Genomic DNA, 21,960 nt, shown 5'->3' with positions numbered 1-21,960 from the left:
CGGAGTCACATGAACCTCTTCCGCCCCACCACTCACCCGCAGGAGTGCGAATCACGATCGACACCGCGGCTTGGCGACGATGGTCTTGGCAAGCCCGTCCGAGAGGCTTACGTTCGTCCCTCTACGGCCTGCTCTACGGGCGTAGAGGCTCTGACGTCGTGTCGAAGGAGCAGCTCATGGCCAACGTCGTACGTGCCGCTCTGGTCCAGGCCACCTGGACCGGCGACACCGAGTCCATGGTGGCGAAGCACGAGGAGCACGCCCGCGAGGCGGCCCGGCAGGGTGCCCGGGTCATCGGGTTCCAGGAAGTCTTCAACGCCCCCTACTTCTGCCAGGTCCAGGACCCCGAGCACTACCGCTGGGCCGAGCCCGTGCCCGACGGCCCGACCACGCGCCGTATGCAGGACCTCGCGCGCGAGACCGGCATGGTGATCGTCGTCCCCGTCTTCGAGGTCGAGCAGTCCGGCTTCTACTACAACACCGCGGCCGTGATCGACGCCGACGGCACCGTCCTCGGCACCTACCGCAAGCACCACATCCCACAGGTCAAGGGCTTCTGGGAGAAGTTCTACTTCCGGCCCGGCAACCTCGGCTGGCCCGTCTTCGACACCGCCGTCGGCAAGGTCGGCGTCTACATCTGCTACGACCGGCACTTCCCGGAGGGCTGGCGGCAGCTCGGGCTCGGCGGCGCCCAGCTCGTCTACAACCCGTCCGCCACCCACCGCGGCCTCTCCGCCCACCTGTGGCAACTGGAGCAGCCCGCCGCGGCCGTCGCCAACGAGTACTTCGTCGCCGCGATCAACCGGGTCGGGCAGGAGGAGTACGGCGACAACGACTTCTACGGGACGTCGTACTTCGTCGACCCGCGCGGTCGGTTCGTCGGCGACGTCGCGAGCGACAGCAAGGAGGAACTCGTCGTCCGCGACCTGGACTTCGACCTCATCGACCAGGTGCGGCAGCAGTGGGCCTTCTACCGCGACCGCCGCCCCGACGCCTACGAGGGGCTGGTGCGGCCGTGACCAAGGACCTGTTCGCCCGGCACCGCGCCGTCCTGCCCGACTGGCTCGCCCTCTACTACGAGGACCCGCTGGAGATCACCCACGGCGAGGGCCGCCACGTGTGGGACTCCTCCGGCAACAAGTACCTCGACTTCTTCGGCGGCATCCTCACCACGATGACCGCCCACGCCCTGCCCGAGGTGACCAAGGCGGTGAGCGAGCAGGCCGGGCGGATCATCCACTCCTCGACGCTCTACCTCAACCGGCCCATGGTCGAACTCGCCGAGCGCATCGCCCAGCTGTCCGGCATCCCCGACGCACGCGTCTTCTTCACCACCTCCGGCACCGAGGCCAACGACACCGCCCTGCTTCTCGCCACCGCCTACCGGCGCAGCAACACCGTCCTGGCGATGCGCAACAGCTACCACGGCCGCTCCTTCAGCACCGTCGGCATCACCGGCAACCGCGGCTGGTCCCCGACCTCGCTCTCCCCGCTCCAGACGCTCTACGTCCACGGCGGCGTGCGCACCCGGGGGCCCTACGCGCACCTGGACGACCGGGACTTCATCGACGCCTGCGTCGCCGACCTGAAGGACCTCCTCGGCCACACCCGCCCGCCCGCCGCGCTGATCGCCGAACCCGTGCAGGGCGTCGGCGGCTTCACCTCCCCGCCCGACGGCCTCTACGCCGCCTTCCGCGAGGTGCTGCACGAACGGGGCATCCTGTGGATCGCCGACGAGGTGCAGACCGGCTGGGGCCGCACCGGCGAGCACTTCTGGGGCTGGCAGGCCCACGCCCGCAGCGGTCCGCCGGACATCGTGACCTTCGCCAAGGGCATCGGCAACGGCATGTCCGTCGGCGGCGTCATCGCCCGCGCCGAGATCATGAACTGCCTGGACTCCAACAGCATCTCCACCTTCGGCGGCACCCAGGTCACCATGGCGGCCGGCCTCGCCAACCTCACCTACCTGCTGGAGCACGACCTCCAGGGCAACGCCCGGCGCGTCGGCGGACTGCTCGCCGAACGGCTGCGGGCCGTCGCCGCCCAGGTGCCGCACGTGCGGGAGGTGCGCGGGCGGGGCCTGATGCTCGGCATCGAGCTGACCCGGCCCGGCACCGACGAGGCCGACCCGCGGGCCGCCTCCGCCGTGCTGGAGGAGGCCCGCGCCGGCGGGCTGCTCATCGGCAAGGGCGGCGGCCACAGCACCAGCGCCCTGCGCATCGCCCCGCCGATGTCCCTCACCGTCGCGGAGGCCGAGGAGGGCGCCGCGATCCTCGAACGCGCCCTGCGAAGCCTGTGACGGCCGTCCGTCCAGCCGCGCGCTGAGCCGTGGCCCTGGGCCGAGCCGTCGGCGAGCCGTGCACCGAGCGGAGGAACCGCCGCCATGACCACCACCGCCCGGGACACCCGGGACTCCTGGGAACCCGCCCTGTCGGTCCGCCAGGTCCTCGCCCTGGAACGGGTCCTCGCCGGGCAGCCCGAGGTGGTGGCCGGCGCCGGCCTGCTCGACCGGCCGGTGCGCTGGGTGCACGTCGCCGAGGCCGCCGACGTCGGCGTGATGCTCAGCGGCGGCGAGATGGTCCTCACCACCGGAGTGCTGCTCGCCGGGGACGAGGACCGGCAGACCGAGTACATCCGCTCCCTGCACCGCGCCGAGGCCGCGGCCGTCGTCCTCGGGCTCGGCCGGGCCTTCCCCGCCCCGCCGGACGTGATGCGCCGGACGGCCGAGCGGTGCGGGCTGCCCATGGTCGTCCTGCACCGGCCCTTCCCCTTCGCCGAACTGACCGAGGAGGTGCAGTCCCGGCTGCTGCGCCGCAAGTACGCCGCCGTCAGCCTCTCCGAGGCCGTCCGCACCGAGCTGACCGGCCTGATCACCGCGGGCGCCCCCGTGCAGCGTCTGCTCGACGAGGTGGCCCGGCACGCCGGCTGCCCGGTCGTCGTCGCCAACCTCGCGCACCGCGTCCTCGCCACGGCGGGGGAGCGGGCGGCCGTCGACGACGTGCTGCGCGACTGGGAGCGCATCGCCCGGCAGGCCGGCGCCGGCGCCGCCGACGGCTGGATCCGCGCCGAGCTGACCTGCCGCGGGGAGCGCTGGGGGAGGCTGGTGCTGTGCGGCCACCGCGGCGACCGGGCCGCCGGACGGCTGCTGGCCGACCGCGCCGCCGAGGCCCTCGTCCTGCACCGCATGCTGGGCGGCCCCACCACGCCGTCCTGGGAGGAGCAGTCCGCCCGGAGCCTGCTCACCGACCTGGCCGGCGGTGCCGTACCGGCGCGGCAGCTGCTGCCGCGGGCCCGGGCCGCCGGACTGCCGGTCAACCGGCGCGTCTTCGTCCCGCTGGCCGTCCGCGACGGGGACCCGGCCCGCCTCGGCCGGATCCTGCGGCTGCTGGGCCTGCCCGGCCTCGTCGCCCGGCTCACCGACGACACCACCGCCGTCCTGCTCAGCCTCGCCCGCGACCAGGACGCCCGGGCGCTGACCGACCACTTCGCGGCCCGGCTGCGCACGGAACCCGGCGCCACCGCCGTCGTCGCCGCGGCCGACGCCCGCACCGCCTGGGACGAGGTACCGGCCGGGCTGCGCGAGGCGCAGCACGTCGCCGACGCCGTCACCGACTCCGCGGCGGCCCGCGACCTGCCGCCCGTCGTCCGCCTGCGCGACATCCATCTGCGCGGACTGGTGCGGCTGCTGCGCGACGACCCGCACGTGCAGTCCTTCGCCGAACGGGAGCTGGACGGGCTGCTGCGCGGCCCCGACGAGGATCTGCTCCCCGTCCTGCGCACCTACCTCGCCACCGGCCGCAACAAGTCCCGCACCGCCCAGCTGCACCACGTCTCGCGCCCCGCCCTCTACCGCCGCCTGGAGGCCATACAGGCCCGGCTCGGCGTGGACCTCGACGACTTCGAACAGGCCGCGTCCGTGCACATCGCGCTCCTCGCCCACGACGCCCAGCAGGGGTGACACCGTGCAATGCCCGACCCCCGCAGACGTGACACCGTGCCCGTCGAACCGGCCGGCCGCCGTCCCTACGCTCACAGCACACCGAGCGAGTGGAGGCCGACAATGAGCCGAGTGATCCGTGCCGCGCTCTTCCAGACCGCATGGACGGGCGACAAGGAGTCGATGATCCGGGTCCACGAGCAGGCGGTCCGCGACGCCGCCGCCCAGGGGGCCCAAGTCCTGTGCTTCCAGGAGCTGTTCTACGGGCCCTACTTCTGCCAGGTCCAGGACCCCGAGTTCTACGCCTACGCCGAGCGCATCCCCGACGGCCCGATCGTCGAGCGCTTTCGCGCCCTGGCCCGTGAGCACGGCATCGTCCTGGTGCTGCCGATGTACGAGGAGGAGCAGCCGGGCGTCCTCTACAACACCGCCGCCGTGATCGACGCCGACGGCTCCTACCTCGGCAAGTACCGCAAGACCCACATCCCCCAGGTGCGCGGCTTCTGGGAGAAGTTCTACTTCCGCCCCGGCAACTCCGGCTGGCCCGTCTTCGACACCGCCGTCGGCCGCATCGGCGTCTACATCTGCTACGACCGGCACTTCCCGGAGGGCTGGCGGGCGCTCGGCCTCGAAGGCGCCGAGGTCGTCTTCAACCCGTCGGCCACCTCACGCGGCCTGTCCGGCTACCTGTGGCAGCTGGAGCAGCCGGCGGCGGCCGTCGCCAACGAGTACTTCGTCGGCGCCATCAACCGCGTCGGCGTCGAGGAGTACGGCGACAACGACTTCTACGGCACCTCCTACTTCGTCGACCCCGAGGCGCAGTTCGTCGGCGAGGTCGCGAGCGACAAGGAGAGCGAACTCGTCGTCCGCGACCTCGACATGGGCAGGCTGCGCGAGGTCCGCGACCGCTGGCAGTTCTACCGCGACCGGGCGCCGGGCGCGTACTCGCCGCTGACCGCGCCCTGACCGACCGCTTCCGACAGGAGGGACCAGCATGCCCCGTAGTCGTACCGTCATCCGCGGTGGTCTCGTCATCACCGCGTCCGACGAGATCCACGCCGACGTGCTGATCGAGGACGGCCGCGTCGCCGCCCTCGCCGCGTCCGGCACCCCGGCCGCCGAGGCGTTCTCGGCCGAGAGGACGATCGACGCCACCGGCAGGTACGTGATCCCGGGCGGCGTCGACGGCCACACCCACATGGAGATGCCCTTCGGCGGCACCTACGCCGCGGACACCTTCGAGACGGGCACCCGGGCCGCCGCCTGGGGCGGTACGACCACCATCGTCGACTTCGCCATCCAGAGCGTCGGCCGCTCCCTGCGCGAGGGCCTCGACGCCTGGCACGCCAAGGCCGAGGGCAACTGCGCCGTCGACTACGGCTTCCACATGATCGTCTCCGACGTGAACGAGCACACGCTCAAGGAGATGGACCTGCTGGTGGAGGAGGGCGTCACCTCCTTCAAGCAGTTCATGGCCTACCCCGGCGTCTTCTACTCCGACGACGGCCAGATCCTGCGGGCCATGCAGCGCGCCGCCGGCAACGGCGGACTGATCATGATGCACGCCGAGAACGGCATCGCCATCGACGTCCTCGTCGAGCAGGCCCTCGCCCGCGGCGAGACCGACCCCCGCCACCACGGCGAGGTCCGCAAGGCCCTGCTGGAGGCCGAGGCCACCCACCGCGCCATCAGGCTCGCCCAGGTCGCCGGAGCGCCCCTCTACGTCGTGCACGTGTCGGCGCAGGAGGCCGTCGCCGAGCTGACCCGGGCCCGCGACGACGGCCTGAACGTCTTCGGCGAGACCTGTCCGCAGTACCTGTTCCTGTCCACCGACAACCTCGCCGAACCGGACTTCGAGGGCGCCAAGTACGTGTGCAGCACCCCGCTGCGGCCGCGCGAGCACCAGGCGGCGCTGTGGCGGGGCCTGCGGACCAACGACCTCCAGGTGGTCTCCACCGACCACTGCCCCTTCTGCTTCACCGGCCAGAAGGAACTGGGCCGCGGCGACTTCTCCAAGATCCCCAACGGCATGCCGGGCGTCGAGAACCGCATGGACCTGCTGCACCAGGCCGTCGTCGACGGGCACATCAGCCGGCGCCGCTGGATCGAGATCGCCTGTGCCACCCCGGCCCGCATGTTCGGCCTCTACCCGAAGAAGGGCACCATCGCGCCCGGCGCCGACGCCGACATCGTCGTCTACGACCCTCACGCCGAGCAGGTCATCTCCGCCGAGACCCACCACATGAACGTCGACTACTCGGCGTACGAGGGCAAGCGCGTCACCGGCCGCGTCGAGACCGTGCTCTCGCGCGGCGAACCGGTCGTCACCGAGCGGGAGTACACCGGGCACAAGGGCCACGGCGTCTACACCCCGCGCTCCACCTGCCAGTACCTGAACTAGGAGCGGTGCCCATGGACTTCGGACTCGTCCTGCAGACCGACCCGCCGGCCTCCCGGGTCGTCAGCCTGATGCAACGGGCGGAGGACAACGGGTTCACCCACGGCTGGACCTTCGACTCCGCCGTGCTGTGGCAGGAACCCTTCGTGATCTACAGCCAGATCCTGGCCCACACCGCGCGGCTCAAGGTCGGCACGATGGTCACCAACCCGGGCACCCGCACCTGGGAGGTGACCGCCTCCACCTTCGCCACCCTCAACGACATGTACGGCAACCGCACCGTCTGCGGCATCGGCCGCGGCGACTCCGCGATGCGCGTCGCCGGCCGCAAGCCCAACACCCTGGCCCGCATCAGCGAGGCCATGAAGGTCATCCGGGCGCTCGGCAGGGGAGAGGAGGCCGACCTCGGCGGCGGCACCGTCGTCCGGTTCCCCTGGATCAAGCCCGACGCCGAACTCCCCGTGTGGATGGCCGCGTACGGGCCCAAGGCCCTGAAGATGACCGGCGAGGAGGCCGACGGCTTCATCCTCCAGCTCGCCGACCCCTACCTCACCGAGTACATGGTCCGGGCCGTCAAGGACGCCGCGGTGGCGGCCGGCCGCGACCCGTCCGAGGTGACGATCTGCGTCGCCGCCCCCGCCTACGTCACCGCCGACGACTCGCCCGGGGCACTCGCCCACGCCCGCGAGCAGTGCCGCTGGTTCGGCGGCATGGTCGGCAACCACGTCGCCGACCTGGTCGCCAAGTACGGCGAGCACTCCTCCGCCGTCCCCGAGGAACTCACCGACTACATCAAGGCCCGCCAGGGCTACGACTACGCCCACCACGGACGCAGCGGCAACCCGGACACACAGTTCGTGCCGGACGAGATCGTCGACCGGTTCTGCCTGATCGGACCGGCCGAGAAGCACATCGAGAAGCTGACCGCCCTGCGCGCCCTCGGCGTCGACCAGTTCGCCCTGTACGACATGCACGACGCACAGGAAGCCGTCATCGACGCCTACGGCAGCCAGATCATCCCGGCCGTCAACGGCTGACACCCCCGCACGCCCCCTCCCCGCCCGGGGCAGGGGGCCCAGGGCGCACCCGCGCACCCCCCTCGGCACCGCCCGCACGGCCTCTCCCGACCCACCGCATGATTGGCCTGCCCATGACCGACACCGCGCCCACGGCCATACCGCCGTCCGCCCACGTCACCCTCCCCGACGGGCGGGTGGAGCTCGCCCCCGGCTCCCCGCCGCCGAGCGGCCCCTACGCCAACGCGGACCTGCTGCCGGTCCCCGTCGAGGGGCGCACCTGGACCACGTACAACTTCTCCGCGCTGTGGGTCGGCATGGCCCACAACACGGCCTCCTGGACCCTCGCCTCCGGTCTGATCGCCGTCGGCATGGACTGGAAACAGGCGGTGTTCACCATCGCCCTGGCCAACCTGATCGTGCTCGTCCCGATGCTCCTCACCGGGCACGCGGGACCCAAGTACGGCATCCCCTTCCCGGTCTTCGCCCGCGCATCCTTCGGCATCCGCGGCGCCAACCTGCCTGCCGTGGTACGGGCGTTGGTGGCCTGCGGCTGGTTCGGCATCCAGACCTGGATCGGCGGCGAGGCCATCTACTTCCTGGCCGGCAAGCTCATCGGCGACAGCTGGTCGGGCGCGGCGGCGTTGGGCGGCCACCCCTGGACGATGTGGCTGTCGTTCGCGATCTTCTGGGCGATCCAGGTCGTCATCATCTACCGGGGCATGGAGACCATCCGCCGCTTCGAGAACTGGGCGGCGCCCTTCGTCCTCGTCGGCGCCTTCGTGATGCTGTGGTGGATGACCGACCAGGCGGGCGGCTTCGGCCCGCTCTTCGACCAGCCGTCGAGGCTGGGCTGGGGCGGCGACTTCTGGAAGCTGTTCTGGCCCTCCCTCATGGGCATGATCGGCTTCTGGTCCACGCTGTCCCTGAACATCCCGGACTTCACCCGCTACGGCAAGAGCCAGAAGGCCCAGACCCGCGGCCAGGCCCTCGGCCTGCCGACCACGATGACCCTGTTCGCCTTCCTGTCCGTCATGGTCACCTCCGGCTCGCAGGCCGTCTACGGCGAACCGATCTGGGACCCGGTGCAGCTCGCCGCGAAGACGGACAACGTGGTGGGACTGCTCTTCGCCCTCGTCACCGTCCTGGTGGCGACCCTGTCCGTGAACATCGCGGCCAACCTGGTCTCGCCGGCCTTCGACTTCTCCAACGTGGCGCCGCGCAAGGTGAGTTTCCGGGCCGGCGCGATCATCACCTGCGTCCTCGCCGTGCTGATCTTCCCCTGGAAGCTGTACTCCGACCCCCAGGGCTACATCTTCACCTGGCTCGGCCTGGTCGGCGGGCTGCTCGGCACGGTCGCCGGCATCCTCATCGCCGACTACTGGATCCTGCGCCGCGCCCGCCTCGACCTCGCCGACCTCTACCGCGCGGGCGGACGCTACTGGTACTCCGGCGGCTGGAACTGGCGGGCGGTCCTCGCCTTCCTCACCGGCGGGGTCCTGGCCGTCGGCGGCGCCGACTTCCACCCCCTGATCGACGGCCGGCCGGTGCCGTTCCTCGAACCACTGGCCGACTACGGCTGGGCGGTGGGCCTCGGCACCTCGATGCTGCTGTACCTGCTGCTGATGCTGCCGGGCGCCCGGGACCGGGCCGCCCGCTGATACGCCGTCGGGGCGGTCAGCCGGCCTGACCGCCCTGGAGGGCGGCCACCGCCTCCTTGGCCGCCTTGATGGCCCCCTTGTTGATCTCGTCCGTGCCGGGGGCCTTCTTGGTCTCGAAGTCACTGCCGTTGTACGTGACCGTCACCAGGGCGTTGGCCGCGCGGACCAGCACGGTGCCCTCCCGGGTCTGCTGCTTGTCCTCGGTCGTGAGGTTCACGACGGAGTACCCCTCGTCGCCGAGGCCCGGGACCGCGCCACCGCCGCTGCGGTCGGCGACCCGCTCCCTGTACGACTTCTGCGCCGCCTCGTCCGAGGCCATCACCTCGTAGGAGACGTCCAGCCAGCGGTAGTCGTACCCCTTGAGCGCGTTCCACGAGCAGGTGCGGCGCACCTGGGTGTCCGTGGACGGTATCTCCTTGCCCTCCGCCTTGGTGCCGGGGACCAGCGACGTGACCGTCTTCCCGGCCAGGCTCTCGCAGGGCGCCGGGGCGGCGGCGTACGTCTTCGTCACCGCCTGCGTCGCCGGGGCCGAGGCGGACGGGCGCCCGCCGTCGGGCGGCGTGCTGTCCTCGGCGGCCGGTTTCGTGTCCGGCCCGGACGACAGCACCCAGCCCGCCGTGGCGAGCACGGCGACCGGGGCCAGGCGCGCGGTCAGGGCGAGCGGCAGGGGAAGAGAACGCACGGCGCACTTCTCGTGGGGGACGGTGCGGAAGGAGTCCGCACTGCGGACGGGGACGCCAGTGTCACACGAGTACCTGTGGGGCGGAAGGGTGAACTCGCTGCGTGCCCGGCCGGTGACGCAGACGGACCGGCCGGGGTCGTCAGGGCACCCGTGCCGTCCACTCGGGCGCGGAGAATTTCGTGCTCGCCAGCTCCCGCGCACGGGCCAGCTCCTCGTCGGTCACCTTGCCCTGGGTGAGGCCGTAGCGGGCGCCGAAGGAGGAGATCATCCGCTCGATCACGGCCTCGCGCGGCAGACCGGTCTGCCGGCGCAGCGGATCCACCCGCTTCCTCGCGCTCTTGATGCCCTTGTCGCTGAGCTTCTCCCGCCCGATGCGCAGCACCTCGAGCATCCTGTCGGCGTCGATGTCGTACGACATGGTCACGTGGTGCAGCACCGCCCCGGCGCTGCCGCCGTGTCCCACGAGCCGCTTCTGCGCGGCGCCCGCGATCTTGCCCTGGTCGGTGGCGATGTCGTTCAGCGGCTGGTACCAGGCCCGGATGCCCATGTCGCCGAGCGCGCCGAGCACCCAGTCGTCGAGATAGGCGTAGCTGTCCTGGAAGGACAGGCCCCGCACCAGCGCCTCCGGCACGGACAGCGAGTACGTGATCGTGTTGCCGGGCTCCACGAACATGGCGCCGCCGCCGGAGATCCGGCGCACCACCTCGACTCCGTGGCGCTCGGCTGCCTCCGCGTCCACCTCGTTGCGCAGCGACTGGAAGCTGCCGATGATCACCGCGGGGGAGGCCCACTCCCACACGCGCAGCGTCGGCGGGCGCCGGCCCGCCGCCACCTCGGCGGTCAGCACCTCGTCCAGGGCCATGTGCAGGGCGGGGGACTGCGGGGCCTCGTGGACGAGCTGCCAGTCGTAGTCCGTCCAGTCCGTGGCGTGCGCGAGGGCCCGGCGCACGGCGATGCCGACGCCCTCCGAGGTCAGCCCGTACATCACGGTGCCCTCGGGCAGGGCCGCGTCGATCCGCGCGGCCAGTCCGGCTGCGTCGGTGTCGGCCGGGGCGCCCTCCAGGGCGCGGTTCACGGCGTCGAGCGCCTCGTCCGGCTCGAGGAAGAAGTCGCCCGCCACGCGCACGTGCCGCAGCACCCCGTCCTCGGCCTCCAGGTCCACGACGACCAGCTTGCCGCCGGGAATCTTGTACTCACCGTGCACCGTTCCGCCTCCGTTTCCGCACATGGGGGCAACAGCTGGGCGCAGGCCGGTGTTCCCGGCGGGCCGGGCGGGCCGTCGGGGGGCAGGCCTCACGGAGTGCGGAAGCCCTGGAAGGTCACCTTCCTGCGGGTCGTGAAGCCGAGCCGCTCGTACAGGGCGATCGCTCCCGCGTTGGCCTCGGCCACATGCAGGAAGGGACGTTCACCGCGCGCCAGGACACGGGCGGCGAGCGCACCCACCAGACGGGCGGCGTGCCCGCGCCCACGGGCCTCGGGGGCGGTGCAGACGGCGCTGATCTCGCTCCAGCCCGGGGGCCGCAGCCGCTCGCCCGCCATCGCCACCAGGGCGCCGTCGACCCGGACACCGAGGTAGGTGCCGAGTTCACGGGTGCGCGGCCGGAAGGGGCCCGGCTCGGTCCGCGCGACGAGGCCGAGCATCTCGGGCACGTCGTCCGCACCCAGCTCGACGAGGCCGGCGCCGGCCTCCTCCGCAGGCGAGCCCCCGGCCCAGATCATCTGCCGGCCCTCGAGCCGGAAGACCGGCTCCCAGTCCGGCGGCGGAACGGCCGGCGAACTGAACAGGTCGGCGAGGGCCCCCGGCCCCAGCAGCGCGGCGAGGTCGGCCCAGTCCTGCGCGCCGGGGCCGGCGGACACGGCGGAGAAGGTCGCGACCTCCGGCACATACCCGACGGCCCGGCCGAGCCGCCGGGCGTAGGACGCGTGCCGGCCGCCCAGTGACCGGCTCACCGGGTCGTCGAGTACGGACTCGTCGTCGCTCGTCATCGGGCCGTGCTCCTCCACTGTCCTTGCCGCGTGAGCCGGGCGAGGATACCTCCCCCGGTGCCGGCGCCCCGCGGGGAGTGGCGCGGGTGACGGATAGCCTGCCGGGAATCGGGGGAGGGGACCCGCGCGAACCCCCGGAATCTCCGGCGGCAGCCGACAGCGAGGTGAGAGGCCCATGTTCACGACCCGACCGACCCTCCAGGGCACCTTCGGCATGGTGGCCTCCACCCACTGGCTGGCGTCGCAGTCGGCGATGGCGGTGCTGGAGGGCGGCGGCAACGCCTACGACGCCGCCGTGGCCGGCGCGTTCGTGCTGCACGTCGTCGAGCCGCACCTCAACGGGCCCGCCGGCGAGGTGCCGATACTCCTCGCGCCGGCCGGCGGCGAGGTGCGGGTGCTGTGCGGGCAGGGCGTCGCCCCGGCCGGTGCCACCGTCGCGCACTACCGGGGGCTCGGCCTGGACCTCGTGCCCGGCACCGGGCCGCTCGCCGCCGCCGTGCCCGGCGCCTTCGACGCCTGGATGCTCCTGCTGCGCGACCACGGCACCAAGAGCCTCGCCGACGTGCTGACGTACGCCATCGGCTACGCCGAGGACGGGCACCCGCCCGTCGAGCGCTTCACGGAGACCGTCGAGACCGTCCGCGGGCTGTTCGAGACGGAGTGGACCTCCTCGGCCGAGGTCTATCTGCCCGGCGGCCGGCCGCCCCGCCCGGGGGAGCCGTTCCGCAACCCCGCCCTCGCCGCGACCTGGAAGCGGCTGCTCGCCGAGGTCGCCGGGGCGGGTGACCGGGAGGCCGAGATCGAGGCGGCCCGCGAGGTCTGGCGCACCGGGTTCGTCGCCGAGGCGTTCGTACGGCAGGCCGCCCGGCCCACCATGGACACCAGCGGACGGCGCCACACCGGCACCCTGACCGCCGCCGACCTCGCCGGCTGGTCCGCGTCCTACGAGGCGCCGGCGACGTACGACTGGAACGGCTGGACCGTCTGCAAGGCCGGCCCCTGGAGCCAGGGCCCCGTCCTGCTCCAGCAGTTGGCGCTGCTCCCGCCCGAGCTGCCCCGGTACGGCTCCGCCGACTACGTCCACCTGCTGGTCGAGGGCTGCAAGCTCGCCATGGCCGACCGGGAGGCCTGGTACGGGGACGCCCACGGCGCGTCCGCCGTGCCGCTCACCGACCTGCTGTCGCCGTCGTACAACGCCGCCCGGCGCGAGCTGGTGGGGGACAAGGCCTCCTACGAGCTGCGGCCCGGCGGACCGGGCGGGCGCATACCGCGGCTCAGTGCCCACGCGCGCGTGGCGGCCGTCGAGGGGGAGGGCCTGGACGCCCTCGGGGTCGGCGAGCCGACCGTCGCCAAGGGCCCGGCGTCCCCGGTGCCCGGCGAGCCCGCCGTCGACGCCGACGGCACGACTCGCGGCGACACCTGCCACCTGGACGTCGTGGACCGCTGGGGCAACATGGTCTCGGCCACGCCCAGCGGCGGCTGGCTCCAGTCCAACCCCGTCGTCCCCGAACTCGGCTTCCCGCTCGGCACCCGCCTCCAGATGACCTGGCTGGAGGAGGGCCTGCCGAACTCGCTCACCCCCGGCCGCAGGCCGCGCACCACGCTGACGCCGTCCATCGCCCTGCGCGACGGCGTGCCCGTCATGGCGTTCGGCACGCCCGGCGGGGACCAGCAGGACCAGTGGCAGCTGCACTTCTTCCTGGCGGCCGCCCTGCGCGCACCGGTGCGCGGCGGCCTCGACCTCCAGGGCGCCGTCGACGCCCCGAACTGGCACAACGACGGCTTCCCCGGCTCCTTCTTCCCGCGCGGCATGCGGGCCGGCAGCGTCACCGTGGAGTCCCGGACGCCCTCGGAGGTCGTCGAGGAGCTGCGGCGCCGCGGGCACGACGTCACCGTCGGCGGGCCCTGGTCGGAGGGGCGGTTGTGCGCCGTCGCGCGGGACCCGGAGACCGGCCTCTTGTCGGCCGCCGCCAATCCGCGCGGGATGCAGGGGTACGCGGTGGGCCGCTGAACCGCCCGTCACCGACCCGCGCACCACGAGGTGCCGCGCACCGCGAGTTCATGCCGATTCCACCCGGAGTACACCACCCGGGTGGGGATTGTCAGTGGCGCGTGCTCTCATGGGAGGCATGATCGAGAGCAACGAAACCATCGACGAGTTTCTCGCGCGGCACGCCGACGAGGTGGAGGAGGCCGTGCGCAAGGCGGCCGCCCAGGAGATCATGCCGCGCTGGCGCCGGCTCGCGGACCACGAGGTCGACCAGAAGTCCGGCCCGCACGACCTGGTGACGGACGCCGACCGCAAGGCCGAGCTGTACCTCACGGAGATACTCCCCGCCCTGCTCCCCGGCTCCGTCGTGGTCGGCGAGGAGGCGGTGCACGCCAACCCCGCCTCGTACGAGGCGATCCGGGGCGAGGCGCCGGTGTGGATCGTCGATCCCGTCGACGGGACACGGCAGTTCGTACACGGCGACGCCGGGTTCTGCACGCTGGTGGCCCTGGCCCACCGCGGCGTGGTGCACGCCTCGTGGACCTACGCGCCCGTCCCCGACCAGCTCGCCACGGCCGTCCGGGGCCGGGGCGCCTTCCTGGACGGCGAGCGGCTCTACGCCGGGCCGCCCGAGCCCGGGCACGACCTGCGGGTCGCCACCTCCCACCCGGACTACACGACGGACGAGCAGAAGCGCGCACTGCTCGGCCTGCGCACCCCGGGCGTGGCACCGCGTCCCTGCGGCTCGGCGGGCCTCGAGTACCTCGCCGTCGCGCGCGGCGAGTCCGACGCCACGGCGTTCTCGTGGGAGGCGGCGTGGGACCACGCGGCGGGTCTGCTGCTGGTCGAGGAGGCGGGCGGCACGCATCTGACCCGCGCGGGCGAGCCGTTCCGCATCACCGGGGACAACGACCTGCCGTTCACCGCGGCCCGCGACGCGGCCACGGCCCGCCGGGTGGTGGCCCTGCTCTCCGGGGAGGAGACGGCCGCCTGACGCCGCGGTCCCGCCGCCGGCCCTCACCCGCGGCCCGGGTGTGCCGGCGCCCCGGCATATCCTGACCCCGAGTGGCCATCGGCTGACGAAGGAGTCCGAAGGTGCCGTCGATGCTCGATGCGGTCGTGGTGGGTGCGGGGCCGAACGGACTGACGGCTGCCGTGGAGCTGGCCCGCCGCGGCTTCTCCGTGGCCGTCTTCGAGGCGCGGGACACCGTCGGCGGCGGCGCCCGCACGGAGGAACTGACCCTCCCCGGATTCCGCCACGACCCGTGCTCGGCCGCCCACCCGCTCGGCGTCAACTCACCCGCCTTCCGCGCCCTGCCCCTGGAGCGGTACGGCCTGGAGTGGCTGCACCCCGCGCTGCCCATGGCGCACCCCTTCCCCGACGGCTCGGCCGCCGTGCTGTCCCGGTCCGTCGGCGAGACCGCCGCCTCCTTCGGCCCGCGCGACGCCGGCACGTACCGCAGACTGGTCGAGCGGTTCCTGCCCCGGTGGGACACCCTGGCCCGCGACTTCATGTCCCTGCCGAACACCGCGCTGCCCCGCGACCCGGTCACCCTCGCCCGCTTCGGCCTGGTCGGACTGCCGCCGTCGACCTGGCTGATGCGCCGCTTCCGCGACGAGAAGGCGCGGACCCTCTTCGCCGGACTCGTCGCGCACGTCATGGCCCCGCTCGGCGGCTTCGCCACCGGCGCCATCGGCCTGGTCTTCGCGCTCGCCGCCCACGCCCGCGGCTGGCCGGTGGCCCGCGGCGGCTCCCAGGCCGTCTCCGACGCGCTGGCCGCCTACCTCACCGACCTCGGCGGCACCGTCCACACCGACTACGAGGTCAAGCGCCTCGACGACCTGCCGCCGGCCCGCGCGTACGTCTTCGACACCTCGCCCACCGCCCTGGCCCGCATCGCCGGCCTCGGCAGCTACTACGACTCCTACCGGTACGGACCGGGCGTCTTCAAGATCGACTACGCGCTGGACGGCCCGGTCCCGTGGACGGCCGAGGCACCCCGCACCGCCGGCACGGTGCAGATCGGCGCCGACAGCGCGGAGATCGGCGCCGCCCTGCACGCCGCATCCCGCACCGGCCGGGCGCCCGACCGGCCGTTCCTCATCACCGTGCAGCCCGGCGTCGCCGACCCCACCCGGGCCCCAGCCGGCCGGCAGGTCTTCTGGGTGTACGGACATGTGCCGGGCGGCTGGACCGGCGACCTCACCGACGCGATCGAGCGCCAACTGGAGCGCTTCGCCCCCGGGTTCCGCGACCGCGTCCTCGCCCGCGCCACCGCCGGCCCGCCCGAGATCGCCGCCCGCAACGCCAACTACGTCGGCGGGGACATCGCCTCCGGCGCGGTCTCCGGACTCCAGCTGCTGCTGCGCCCCAAGCTCTCCCTGTTCCCGTACGCCACCCCGCACCCGGCCGTCTTCATCTGCTCGTCGGCGACCCCGCCGGGCCCCGGGGTGCACGGCATGTCCGGACACAACGCGGCGAAGGCCGTCTGGCGAAGACTGAGGCAGACATGACCACCATCACGCTGGTCCGGGGCGACATCACGCGCCAGAGCGCCGACGCGATCGTCAATGCGGCCAACTCCTCCCTGCTCGGCGGGGGCGGCGTCGACGGCGCCATCCACCGGCGCGGCGGCCCCGCGATCCTGGCGGCCTGCCGCGAGCTGCGCGCCGGGCACCTCGGCAAGGGCCTGCCCACCGGACAGGCCGTCGCCACCACCGCGGGCGAGCTCGACGCCCGCTGGGTGATCCACACCGTCGGCCCGGTCTGGTCGGCGAGCGAGGACCGCTCCGAGCTGCTGGCCTCCTGCTACCGCGAGTCCCTCCGGATCGCCGGCGAACTGGGCGCCCGCACGGTCGCCTTTCCGGCGATCTCCGCCGGTGTCTACCGCTGGCCCATGGACGACGCGGCCCGCATCGCCGTCGAGACGGTGCGTGACACCCCGACGTCGGTGACGGAGGTCCGGTTCGTCCTCTTCGACGACCGGGCGTACGAGGCGTTCGCCGCCCGGACGCGCTGACCCGCGGCCGAACTCACTCCCGCCCGGCACCCGGGTCCCTTCCCACCTGGCTTGACGCCACTCTTGCAACTGATGTGCAATAGCGGCGCATCAACAACAAGTGTGGGGGAGACATGACGACCCGTCGGATACGAAGTGCCGCCGCCGCGGCGGCGTTCGCCGCCGGCGTCACCGCCTGTTCCGCACCGGGGGGCGGAACAGGCGGTGACGCCGAGGGGGCGGAGTCCGTCGTGATCGGGGTGGCCTCCGAACCGGACACCCTCAGCCCCCTGCTCGGCTACGGCAAGGACGGCAACTCCAAGATCTTCGACGGGCTGCTCGCCCGCGACGCCGGACTGAAGCTGAAGCCCGCCCTGGCCGCCGCGCTCCCCGAGGTCGCCGACGGCGGGCGGACGTACACCTACACCCTGCGCAAGGGCGTGAAGTTCAGCGACGGCGAACCGTTCACCGCCGCCGACGTGGTCTACACGTACAAGACCGTCCTCGACGCGAAGACCAACAACACCGCCCGCAGCGAACTGGACGCCGTCAAGGACGTCCGCGCGAGCGGAGACGACACCGTCGTCTTCACCCTCAAGTACCCCTACGCGCCCTTCCCCGCCCGCACGGTGCTGCCCATCGTCCCCGAGCACGTCGCGGGCGGACAGGACCCCAACACCGGTGACTTCAACACCGAGCCGGTCGGCACCGGCCCGTACGTCCTGGCGCACTGGAGCAAGGGCGAGAAGCTCACCTTCAAGGCCAACCCGCACTACTGGGGCGGCGAGCCCGCGGTGAAGTCCTTCACCATGGCGGTCATCGCCGACGACAACGTGCGCGCCACCCGGCTGCGCTCCGGCGACCTCGACGGCGCCGTCCTGCCGCCCAACCTCGCCGCGACCTTCGAGAAGGACGACGGCAGACGCACCTACGCGGCGAAGTCCTACGACTTCCGTGCCGTCACCCTGCCCACCGCCCACAAGGTGACCGGCGACCGCGCGATCCGCCAGGCCCTCGACGCCGCCGTGGACCGCCGGGCCATGGTCGACACGATCCTCGACGGGGCCGGCACGCCCGCCTACGGGCCGCTGCCCGCGAACGACCCCTGGTACGCCCGGGACATCGAACGCCCCCACGACCTCGCCGAGGCGAAGCGCGTCCTCGACGAGGCCGGCTGGAAGCCCGGCTCCGACGGCATCCGCGCCAAGGACGGACAGCGCGCCGCGTTCACCCTGTACTACCCCTCGGGCGACAAGGTCCGCCAGGACCACGCGCTCGCCTACGCCTCCGACGCCAAGAAGGCCGGCATCGAGGTGAAGGCGGAGAGCGCTACCTGGGAGGTCATCGAACCCCGCATGAAGCACGACGCGGTGCTGGCCGGCTTCGGCAGCGTCGGCGACCCCGACTTCGGCCTCTACACCCTGCTGCACTCCTCCCTGGCGGGCGACGGCTTCAACAACATGGCCGGCTACGACAACCCGGCGGTGGACAAGGCGCTCGACGCGGGCCGCCGCAGCCAGGACGCCGGGACCCGGGCCGCCGCCTACACCGGCGTCCAGAAGGCGCTCGTCACCGACCCCGGCTACACCTTCCTCACCCACATCGACCACCTCTACGTACTCGCCGACCGCTGGGACGGGCTGACCACCCAGCTCGAGCCGCACGAGCACGGATTCGCCAGCGGGCCCTGGTGGGACATCGAGGACTGGCAGCCCAAGAAGTGAGCCCCGTCCCCTGGGGAGGAATGGCGCGGCTGGCGGGACGGCGGGCCCTGTTCGCCGTCCCCGTCGTCCTCGTCGTCACCTTCGCCGTCTTCGCGGTCGCCGCCGCCTCCCCCTTCGACCCCGTCAAGGCGTACGCCGGCACCGCCGCCCTCGGCGCCGACCAGGAGACCCTGGACCGGCTGCGGGACAACCTCGGCGTGGACCGGTCCTTCGTCGCCCGCTGGTGGCACTGGCTGACCTCCGCCCTCACCGGCGACCTCGGCCACTCCTCGGTGATGCGGCAGCCGGTCACCCAGGTCATCGGCGAACGCCTCGCCTGGTCGGCGCTGCTGTGCGCCGTCGCCTTCGCGGCGGCCGTGCTGGTGGGCACGCTGCTCGGCGTCCTCGCCGCCCGCCGCCCCGGCGCGCCGCTCGACCGCGCCGTCACCGCGCTCGCCTACTCCCTGCAGGCGGCGCCGGTCTTCTGGACCGCGCTGCTCGCCGTCTGGCTGTTCGCCCTCCAGTGGGACGTCCTCCCGGCCGGCGGCCTGACCGACACCGCCAGCGAACAGGTCACCCCGGGCCAGGTCGCCGGCCACGTCATCCTGCCCGCCGGCGTGCTCGCCGTCTCCCAACTGCCCTGGTTCACGCTGTACGTACGCCAGGGCGTCGGCGACGCCCTCGCCGAGGACCCGGTGCGCGGCGCCCGCGCCCGCGGCGTCGCCGAGCGCACCGTCCTGCTGGGCCACGCCCTGCGCTCCGGACTGCTGCCGGTGCTCACCCTGATCGGCTCCCGCGTGCCCGAACTCATCACCGGCGCCCTGCTGGTCGAGAGCGTCTTCAGCTGGCCGGGCATCGCGGCGGCCACCGTCGAGGCGGCCACCGCCGTCGACTTCCCGCTGCTGGCCGCCCTGACCACCCTCGCCACCGTCGCCGTCCTCGCCGGGAACCTGCTCGCGGACCTGCTCTACGGACTGTTCGACCCGAGGGTGAAGCTCAGTGAGATGTGATTCCCATGGCTGACTCCGCGACCGGCAAGACCGCACGGCCCGCCACGACCTGGCGGTCGTACGGCACCGCACGCCGTTCCACGCGGGCCCTGCGCCTGCGCACCTCGGCCGCGGTACTGGCCGTCGCCCTCCTCGCCGTCCTGCTGGTGCCGCCCCTGGTCCAGCTCGACCAGCAGGCCGTCGACCTGGCCGCCAAGCTGCGGGCGCCGAGCCGGCACCACCCCTTCGGCACCGACGACGTGGGCCGCGACCTGCTGCTGCGCTGCGTGTACGGACTGCGCGTCTCCCTCCTCGTGGGAGTGACCGCGGCGCTGACGGCGACCGTGGTCGGCACCGCCGTGGGAGCCGTGGCCGGGGCGCTGGGCGGCTGGGCCGACCGGGCCCTGATGCGGGTGGTCGACGCCTTCTCGTCCGTGCCGCACCTGCTGCTCGGCATCTTCATCGTCGCCATGTTCCGGCCGGGCGTATGGCCCGTGGTGGTCTCGGTGGGGCTCACCCACTGGCTGTCGACCGCCCGCATCGTCCGCGCCGAAGTGCTCTCCCTGCGCTCGCGGCCCTACATCGACGCGGCGGTCACCGGCGGCGCCTCCCGGTGGCGGGTGACCGTGCGGCACCTGCTGCCCGGCGTGCTGCCGCAGGCCGCGCTGGCCGCCGTGCTGATGGTGCCGCACGCCATGTGGCACGAGTCGGCGCTGTCCTTCCTCGGGCTCGGGCTGCCCACCCACACCGCGAGCCTCGGCACTCTCATCCAGGACGCGAGGGGCTCCCTGCTCGCCGGGCAGTGGTGGCCGACGCTCTTCCCGGGCCTGTTCGTCATCGTCCCCACCCTCGCCGTCGCCGGCCTCGCCGGGGCCTGGCGGGAGCGGATCAACCCCCGCCGCCGATCGGAGCTGATGCTGTGACCGGGCGAACCCCCGTGCTGTCGGTGCGCGGACTGTCGGTGCGCTTCCTGATGCCGGGCGGGCGGCGCGTCGAGGCCGTCACGGACGCGCACTTCGACGTCGCGGCCGGCGAGTGCCTCGCCCTGATCGGCGAGAGCGGCTGCGGCAAGTCCGTGCTGGTCTCCGCGCTCCTCGGCCTGCTCCCCGGCAACGCGCAGACCGCGGGCAGCGCGCTGCTCGGCGAACTCGACCTGCTCGGCACCGACGAACGGACCTTCGCCCGGACCGTACGAGGCCGCCGCATCGGCCTCGTCCCGCAGAGCCCGGCCGCCCACCTCACGCCCGTGCGCACCGTCCGCTCCCAGCTGGAGGAGACGGTCGCCCAGCTCACCGGCGTGCGGGGCCGCGCGGCGCTGCGCGAGGCCGCCGAGCGGGCCGCCGAACGCGCCGCGTTCCCCGCCGGCCACCTCGACCACCATCCGCACGAACTCTCCGGCGGCCTCGCCCAGCGCGCCGCCACCGCCCTCGCCCTCGTCGGCGACGCCCCGCTGCTGCTCGCCGACGAGCCCACCACCGGACTCCACCGCGACCTGGTGGACCGCACCGTCGACGAACTGCGCCGGCACGTCGACAAGGACGGCGACGGCGACCGGGCCCTGCTGATGATCACCCACGACCTCGCCGCGGCCGAACGCATCGCCGACCGCGTCGCCGTGATGTACGCGGGCCGCGTCGTCGAACTGGCCGACGCCGCCGCCTTCTTCGGCACCCCGGGACCGCGCCACCCCTACAGCCGCGGCCTGCTCGAAGCGCTGCCCGACCGGTCCTTCACCCCGATCCCCGGGCTGCCGCCCGAACTCGGCGACCTCCCCGCCGGCTGCGCCTTCGCCGCCCGCTGCGACCGGGCGACCGGCGCCTGCGCGGACCTGCCGCCGCTGACCGGCACGGTCGCCTGCCACCATCCGCACCCCACGCCCGTCGAGGAGGCGGCCGACCGTGCTTGAACTGCGCGACGTCACCGCCGGATACCTGAGAAACGCACCGGTCGTCCGCGACGTCTCCCTGACGGTCAGGCCCGGGGAGGCCGTCGGGCTGCTCGGCCCCAGCGGCTGCGGCAAGTCCACCCTCGCGCGCGTCGCCGCCCTGCTGCACCGACCCGACTCCGGCACCCTGCTCCTCGACGGCGCACCCGTACGCCACTGGCGCCACCGGGCACCCCGCGCGCAGCGCACCGCCTTCGGCGTCGTCTTCCAGCAGGCCCGTCTCTCCGCGGACCCCCGGCTGCCGCTGACGGACCTGATCGCCGAACCGCTGCGCGCCACCGGCCGCCGCGAGGGGCTCGCCGGCCGGGTCGCCGAACTGGCCGCCACCGTCGGACTGACCGCCGACCTGCTGAACCGGCGCCCGCACGAGGTCAGCGACGGCCAGCTGCAACGCGCCTGCCTCGCCCGCGCCCTCGTCCTGCGCCCGCGCTGGCTGGTCTGCGACGAGATGACCGCGATGCTCGACGCGTCCACCACCGCCGCCCTCGTCGCCGTGGTCGAGGAGTACCGCGCCGCCACCGGCGCCGGACTGCTGGCCGTCGGCCACGACCGCACCCTCCTCGACCGCTGGTGCGACCGGACCGTCCACTGGTCCGCCCTGACCCCCGCCCCGACCGACATGTGACGGTCAAGTCCGGTCCACGGGGTCAGCAG

19 protein-coding genes are annotated in these 21,960 nt (G+C 73.3%); 16 read left to right on the top strand and 3 right to left on the bottom strand.

The features are described from left to right. Window positions 1–176 precede the first annotated feature (176 nt). The 7 genes from AB0E77_RS09855 (at window position 177) to AB0E77_RS09825 (ending at window position 9,012) form a co-directional block, all read left to right on the top strand. A complete protein-coding gene (locus tag AB0E77_RS09855) occupies window positions 177–1,019 on the top strand; it encodes a nitrilase-related carbon-nitrogen hydrolase (RefSeq protein ID WP_361568112.1) in 843 nt (280 codons plus the stop codon). Continuing rightward, entirely contained in the window at window positions 1,016–2,299 is a 1,284-nt protein-coding gene (locus tag AB0E77_RS09850) for an aspartate aminotransferase family protein (protein WP_361568109.1), read from the top strand. The genes AB0E77_RS09855 and AB0E77_RS09850 overlap by 4 nt, the downstream gene beginning before the upstream one ends. Window positions 2,300–2,383: 84 nt before the next feature. After that, window positions 2,384–3,958 (top strand): PucR family transcriptional regulator, encoded by a 1,575-nt coding sequence (locus tag AB0E77_RS09845; protein ID WP_361568107.1) that lies wholly within the window; start codon window positions 2,384–2,386, stop codon window positions 3,956–3,958. 102 nt (window positions 3,959–4,060) lie between these two features. Continuing rightward, on the top strand, window positions 4,061–4,903 hold the full coding sequence (locus AB0E77_RS09840; protein WP_361568104.1) for a nitrilase-related carbon-nitrogen hydrolase: 843 nt from the start codon (window positions 4,061–4,063) through the stop codon (window positions 4,901–4,903). Between the two features lie 28 nt (window positions 4,904–4,931). After that, window positions 4,932–6,338, top strand: coding sequence for a dihydropyrimidinase (gene hydA, locus AB0E77_RS09835; RefSeq protein WP_361568101.1), 1,407 nt, complete (start codon window positions 4,932–4,934; stop codon window positions 6,336–6,338). Between the two features lie 11 nt (window positions 6,339–6,349). Then, entirely contained in the window at window positions 6,350–7,372 is a 1,023-nt protein-coding gene (locus tag AB0E77_RS09830) for a TIGR03842 family LLM class F420-dependent oxidoreductase (protein ID WP_361568098.1), read from the top strand. A 113-nt stretch (window positions 7,373–7,485) separates the two neighbouring features. Then, on the top strand, window positions 7,486–9,012 hold the full coding sequence (locus tag AB0E77_RS09825) for an NCS1 family nucleobase:cation symporter-1 (RefSeq protein WP_361568096.1): 1,527 nt from the start codon (window positions 7,486–7,488) through the stop codon (window positions 9,010–9,012). A gap of 16 nt (window positions 9,013–9,028) precedes the next feature. On the opposite strand, the gene AB0E77_RS09820 is transcribed toward AB0E77_RS09825, so the two are convergent. The 3 genes from AB0E77_RS09820 to AB0E77_RS09810 form a co-directional block, all read right to left on the bottom strand. After that, window positions 9,029–9,694 (bottom strand): hypothetical protein, encoded by a 666-nt coding sequence (locus AB0E77_RS09820; protein WP_361568094.1) that lies wholly within the window; start codon window positions 9,692–9,694, stop codon window positions 9,029–9,031. 139 nt (window positions 9,695–9,833) lie between these two features. Beyond that, window positions 9,834–10,898 carry a biotin/lipoate A/B protein ligase family protein gene (locus tag AB0E77_RS09815; protein ID WP_361568091.1) on the bottom strand — a complete coding sequence of 355 codons (1,065 nt, stop codon included), beginning with the start codon at window positions 10,896–10,898 and terminating at the stop codon, window positions 9,834–9,836. Between the two features lie 89 nt (window positions 10,899–10,987). Beyond that, a complete protein-coding gene (locus AB0E77_RS09810; protein WP_361568088.1) occupies window positions 10,988–11,680 on the bottom strand; it encodes a GNAT family N-acetyltransferase in 693 nt (230 codons plus the stop codon). 175 nt (window positions 11,681–11,855) lie between these two features. Here AB0E77_RS09810 and AB0E77_RS09805 point away from each other — a divergent pair, with 175 nt between their 5' ends. The 9 genes from AB0E77_RS09805 to AB0E77_RS09765 all read left to right on the top strand — a co-directional run bounded on the left by AB0E77_RS09805 (window position 11,856) and on the right by AB0E77_RS09765 (window position 21,931). Then, window positions 11,856–13,691 carry a gamma-glutamyltransferase gene (locus tag AB0E77_RS09805; RefSeq protein WP_361568085.1) on the top strand — a complete coding sequence of 612 codons (1,836 nt, stop codon included), beginning with the start codon at window positions 11,856–11,858 and terminating at the stop codon, window positions 13,689–13,691. 118 nt (window positions 13,692–13,809) lie between these two features. Next, window positions 13,810–14,664, top strand: coding sequence for an inositol monophosphatase family protein (locus tag AB0E77_RS09800; protein WP_361568082.1), 855 nt, complete (start codon window positions 13,810–13,812; stop codon window positions 14,662–14,664). Between the two features lie 110 nt (window positions 14,665–14,774). Continuing rightward, complete coding sequence (locus tag AB0E77_RS09795; RefSeq protein ID WP_361568079.1) at window positions 14,775–16,184, top strand: NAD(P)/FAD-dependent oxidoreductase; 1,410 nt, start codon at window positions 14,775–14,777, stop codon at window positions 16,182–16,184. Next, window positions 16,181–16,690: an O-acetyl-ADP-ribose deacetylase gene (locus tag AB0E77_RS09790; RefSeq protein ID WP_361568077.1), complete on the top strand. Its 510-nt coding sequence runs from the start codon at window positions 16,181–16,183 to the stop codon at window positions 16,688–16,690. Before AB0E77_RS09795 ends, AB0E77_RS09790 begins: the two co-directional genes overlap by 4 nt. Window positions 16,691–16,803: 113 nt before the next feature. After that, window positions 16,804–18,393: an ABC transporter substrate-binding protein gene (locus AB0E77_RS09785; protein ID WP_361568074.1), complete on the top strand. Its 1,590-nt coding sequence runs from the start codon at window positions 16,804–16,806 to the stop codon at window positions 18,391–18,393. Between the two features lie 20 nt (window positions 18,394–18,413). After that, window positions 18,414–19,382 (top strand): ABC transporter permease, encoded by a 969-nt coding sequence (locus AB0E77_RS09780; protein WP_361568072.1) that lies wholly within the window; start codon window positions 18,414–18,416, stop codon window positions 19,380–19,382. A 5-nt stretch (window positions 19,383–19,387) separates the two neighbouring features. After that, window positions 19,388–20,284: an ABC transporter permease gene (locus AB0E77_RS09775; protein ID WP_361568069.1), complete on the top strand. Its 897-nt coding sequence runs from the start codon at window positions 19,388–19,390 to the stop codon at window positions 20,282–20,284. Continuing rightward, window positions 20,281–21,267, top strand: a complete 987-nt coding sequence (locus tag AB0E77_RS09770) for an ABC transporter ATP-binding protein (protein ID WP_361568066.1) — start codon at window positions 20,281–20,283, stop codon at window positions 21,265–21,267. The genes AB0E77_RS09775 and AB0E77_RS09770 overlap by 4 nt, the downstream gene beginning before the upstream one ends. Then, on the top strand, window positions 21,260–21,931 hold the full coding sequence (locus AB0E77_RS09765; protein ID WP_361568064.1) for an ATP-binding cassette domain-containing protein: 672 nt from the start codon (window positions 21,260–21,262) through the stop codon (window positions 21,929–21,931). The genes AB0E77_RS09770 and AB0E77_RS09765 overlap by 8 nt, the downstream gene beginning before the upstream one ends. The last annotated feature ends 29 nt before the right edge of the window (window positions 21,932–21,960 follow it).

Source organism: Streptomyces sp. NPDC032940, from assembly GCF_040636935.1.
In the GTDB taxonomy this organism is placed as follows: Bacteria; Actinomycetota; Actinomycetes; order Streptomycetales; family Streptomycetaceae; genus Streptomyces.
The sequence above is the reverse complement of the archived record's forward strand: the minus strand, read 5'-3'. Positions and strand labels throughout refer to the sequence as shown.